The organism is [Clostridium] aerotolerans DSM 5434, assembly GCF_000687555.1.
GTDB lineage: Bacteria > Bacillota > Clostridia > Lachnospirales > Lachnospiraceae > Lacrimispora > Lacrimispora aerotolerans.
Map to the genome: position 1 here is coordinate 1 of NZ_JHWJ01000037.1, position 4,461 is coordinate 4,461.

The following is a 4,461-nucleotide window of genomic DNA, read 5'->3' on the forward strand; positions in this document are numbered from 1 at the left end:
CACACGGGCTGGTGGTGTTAGAGGTAAAATAATATTGCAACGAAAAAGGCTGTTCCCAGCTGAATTTTATAAGAAGACCACGGTATAATCCCTTTGACGCCCGGAGCTTTTACTGATTTTTATTTCCTTTATAATAGAGCGCCAAAAGCGCCGCTTCTGTTCGTGATTCAGCTTTGAATACATGGTCTCAAAGCCTGCATTAAGAATGTTTTTTAATGATTCAAGGTCTTGCGCCGTGGGAGGAGGGCTTATAAGAGAGGATAAGTATTCTTCCAGTCTGGCCTTTTCTTTTTTTAATTCCTCCAGGGTTATTGCTTCATTTAGGTATAAATCTTTCAGTCTATCCAGTTTCTTTTGAATCTGCTTTTTTTCAATACTATGATCAGCGGCCTGTTTTTCCCTGGCCTGAAAACCGGCAATGTAGGAATTAAGTTCTGACCGGACATAAGTTAATAAGTATTCTTCCAATCGTGATTCCCGGATTTCTCCGTGATTTAAACATGCTTTTTTTGTATGAGACTGCTTGCATTCATATGCAGGATATTTATAGCGGATGGTTGTTCCGTCTTTTCGTTTGGAAGGAACATTAATCTGGCAGCCGCCCATTTTGCTTTCACATTCCCTGCATATCACAAGGCCGGAAAATAGATAGGGATATTTCTGACTGGACTTAATGTTATGGTTCTGGTCTAAAATATGTTGAATTTTATTAAAATCCTCATCGGATATAAGGCGAGGACAGTAAGCTTCATTGCCGCGGTAACGCCCCGTCAATTTCTCGTTGCGAAGAAGAGACTGGCGGAAGTTTTGAGGTGTCATGCAGATTCCATATTTATCCTTTAGATATAGGACCGACTGGTTCATGGAGTGGTGTTTTAGAAAATGCATGATTCCATCATAAATAGCAGGGGCTTCCTCCGAAAGTACCATGCGTTTATTCATGATCTGGTATCCCCTTGGGACTTTTCCTGTAATCACTTCTCCGTGCTCAACCTTAGACTTAAATACATCGGAAACACGGATTCCGCCGTTTTGAGCTTCCAGCTCGGCCCAGGTCATGGATTGGGCCACGAAGGCCCTGCCGTAAGGGGTGGAAGTGTCAAAGTATGGCTGGTCGATGGCAGTCCATGCAGCGTTATATTTTTCCAGGACTGCCTGGGTGTTTAAATAATGGCGAAGGCTTCGAAACCATCGGTCCAGCTTTGTAAATATGATTAAGTCAATTTGTCCTTCTTTTACATGGTTCATCAAACGTGTAAAATCGTCCCGGTCAATTTTCTGGCCCGATACACCGTCGTCCAGATAAATATCCTGTAAGACCATATTGGTGTGTTCCTTAATATACCGGACTCCCCGTTCCTTCTGGTCTCTGATGGAATCTCCCCGCTCTGCCTGTTCTTCAGAGGATACCCGGATATAAACCGCTACGCGAATTGGCCGCTCTGGCTCTGAAGTTTTTTTCATCTCATCATCTCCCTGTACAGTTTACGAGGGGTGGGGGATAAAAATAACAAATACCCCCTATAAAAAGGAGTTCCTTTTCATAAGGGGCAGAGAATTAAAATTTCTTATCAGCGAATTCAAATCTATCGTATCGTGATTCCGGGGCTATTTTAATAACATTTAGAACAAGGTGTTCTTCCAAGTCCTATTGCTTCTGACTCAGTCATATGGCTTGGATTTTTCATGTTGCTGCAACTGGATTTGGAATGATATTTTTTCCCTGTCTGGGAAACCCAAACCATATTTTCTTTGTTTTTTGAAGTATCCGTTGTTTTAGAAGAACTTTGCGTAGGCTGTGGGGCTGTATTTTTTGTTTTGGTGGTATTGTTATTTGCAGAAGTCTCTGTTTCTGTTCTTGTCTGAATCTTTCCATCAACAATTAATGCACCGTTAGCATCTACGGTTTGTCCATCTGGTGTGGTTGAATTAAGGACGCAATATCCATTTTCATCAAAATAATAACATTCAGAAACGCCGTCTCCGTTTCCATCGATCCATTGCCAGGAGTTGACTGCATAGGTGCCATCATCATAGGAATACCACCAGCCGCCTGGACTTTGATTCCATTGACCTGCAAGTGCAGTAAAACTCATGATAAAAGACATTGCTGCTGTTAGAATGAATGTTTTTAACCTTCTCATATTTACCCCCATAAAATATTATTTTTGTAGTAACCTTGTACTTTTTATTTTACATGAAATAATTCGTGATATCAATGTAAGTCTTATTATTTTTCCATATTTTACTAATATCTCTAAAATTCATGAATAAGATAAAGGCATTTGCGATGGAAGTCATACAGTTGTAGAAGAACAAGTGATATGATAAGATTACATTAGATTAATTGTAATTTCTTATTTTTTGACTATCGATCTTACGTACTCCATTTTCTACTTTAATAAGGAAGAGGAAAGAAGTACAAACCACATGGAATACATATGGGGTAGAAAGGGGCGATATCATGGCGGATACAGTTCGTGCAGTGAATTCTGTAGATCCGGTAAAGGCCTTTGAGGCTCTGGCTAAGATCATAGGAGAAAAAGAAGGGGTGGAAATTACTTTAAAGAGCTTAAAGAAACGAGAAGCTGAAAACGAAGGAGAAACCGGCTGATGCCGGTAGTATGGGACAAGCTAAGACTGATAGGAGTAAACATGAATCATTTGAAAGAAACACTAAAGGATTTTCAAGGCTGTATCTCTATCAAACGAAAGGGCAGCACGGTATTTGAGCAGGCGTTTGGATATTCGGATCTTTCCAATCGGGTTTTAAATACCTTAGATACCAGATTTGGAACAGCTTCCGCAGGAAAGGTTTTCGTTGCCGTTGGAATTCTTAAACTAATAGAGGAGGGAAAGCTGCATTTTGAGGATACCATAGGGGAATTACTTGATTTTGAGTTAAACCACATAGATCCTCTCGTAACGGTAGAGCAGCTCCTCAATCATACCTCTGGAATTCCGGATTATTTTGATGAAAGCATCATGGAGGAATATTCGGATCTATGGCGGGATTATCCCAATTATAAGATACGCACCTCCAGGGATCTCCTGCCCTTATTTATTAATAAGCCCATGATTTATCAAAGGGGAGAGAAGTTTCAATATAATAACTCCGGCTATGTGATGCTGGGCCTTATTATAGAAAGCATTACAAAAGTATCTTTTGATTCATATCTTGCAGATGTCATTTTTAAACCAGGAAATATGGCGCACACCGGCTATTATGAGCTTGATCGCCTTCCGACCGGATGCGCCAATGCCTATTTATATGATCAGGTGAAGGAAGAGTATTATACTAATATTTATAGCGTTGATGTGAAGGGGACAGGCGCAGGTGGTGCGTACACAACGGTAGGTGATATTGAACTATTTTGGAATAGGCTGCTTGGATATAAGCTATTATCGGAAGAGATGACAAACAAAATGCTCCGTCTTCAAAGCACCAACTATGAAAATGAGCATTATGGATATGGAATATGGTTAAAGAAAATGGACGGGTATTATGTACCTTACATTCAAGGCTGTGATCCTGGTGTAAGCTTTATATCCAGTTACGACCGAGAGGAAGAGGTACTCACCACTCTGGTAAGTAATTTTTGGAATAATGTTTGGAAACTGAATCGAGAACTAAAATGGCAGGATTTTATATAAGCACCAGGATTGTGATAGAAATGGACCTGATGATAAGGTGAATAAAATCACCTTATCATCAGGTCCATTTCTTAAAACCTAACTCATTTTTTTATAGCAGAGTATGTATGTAATTTACTAATTAGTTGTTTTCTTTGTTTCTGCTGCTGGCTTGTCTTCTTTTGTCTCTTGAGCAGCAGTTTTTGCTTTGCTTTCTCCAGCTTTTGTTTCAGCTGCTGGAGCAACTTCGTTCTTGCTCTCAACCTTCTTAGAATCAGCTGCCGGAGCCTCTTCTTTCGTGGTATCTTCCTTTTTGCTCTCGTCCTTCTTAGCTTCATCTTTCTTTGTTTCAGCAGGTGCAGTAGTAACTGCTTCTGTAGTAACCGCTTCTGTAGTAACTGCTTCAGTAGTAATATCAGCTTTGGAACCTGCAGTTGTTTCAGAGGTCTGAGTGCTGCCACATGCAGAGATGGCTGCCATTGTCAATACAGCAACGCCTGACAATAATAATTTCTTTGTTGATAACTTCATAATTAATTTCCTCCTTAAGACTGTATCCATATTTTTTATTGGTTCTGACTTTCATTTATTTTCCTGAAGTCAGAACTCAGTTTAGCACCTGAGTAGAATGAAATCAATAGAGGATTTGTTGATTTTTTCTTAAAAATACTTAAAAATTATTTAATAAAAAGATAAATGTATCTATTTCGACATAATTCACATAAAAAACACAAAAAGTTCACAAACAAAACAAACTTCCATCACAAATATGTTTTTTAATCGTATCGTCCTTAAGTTTTTTACCACTAACAAAAGTAACACACGGGC

5 protein-coding genes are annotated in these 4,461 nt (G+C 39.3%); 2 read left to right on the plus strand and 3 right to left on the minus strand.

Annotated features, from left to right (window positions below; translation table 11 throughout):
• Positions 1-66 precede the first annotated feature (66 nt).
• Positions 67-1,464, minus strand: a complete 1,398-nt coding sequence (locus T546_RS24370; protein WP_051630054.1) for a recombinase family protein — start codon at positions 1,462-1,464, stop codon at positions 67-69.
• Between the two features lie 149 nt (positions 1,465-1,613).
• Positions 1,614-2,144 (minus strand): hypothetical protein, encoded by a 531-nt coding sequence (locus T546_RS24870; protein ID WP_051630056.1) that lies wholly within the window; start codon positions 2,142-2,144, stop codon positions 1,614-1,616.
• Positions 2,145-2,464: 320 nt separating this feature from the next.
• Here T546_RS24870 and T546_RS25450 point away from each other — a divergent pair, with 320 nt between their 5' ends.
• Both T546_RS25450 and T546_RS0122215 read left to right on the plus strand, forming a co-directional pair.
• Positions 2,465-2,614: a hypothetical protein gene (locus T546_RS25450; RefSeq protein WP_156951399.1), complete on the plus strand. Its 150-nt coding sequence runs from the start codon at positions 2,465-2,467 to the stop codon at positions 2,612-2,614.
• Positions 2,614-3,654: a serine hydrolase domain-containing protein gene (locus T546_RS0122215; protein ID WP_242842278.1), complete on the plus strand. Its 1,041-nt coding sequence runs from the start codon at positions 2,614-2,616 to the stop codon at positions 3,652-3,654. The genes T546_RS25450 and T546_RS0122215 overlap by 1 nt, the downstream gene beginning before the upstream one ends.
• 117 nt (positions 3,655-3,771) lie before the next feature.
• Here T546_RS0122215 and T546_RS24380 read toward each other — a convergent pair whose 3' ends face one another.
• Entirely contained in the window at positions 3,772-4,164 is a 393-nt protein-coding gene (locus tag T546_RS24380) for a hypothetical protein (protein WP_084326591.1), read from the minus strand.
• Positions 4,165-4,461 lie beyond the last annotated feature (297 nt).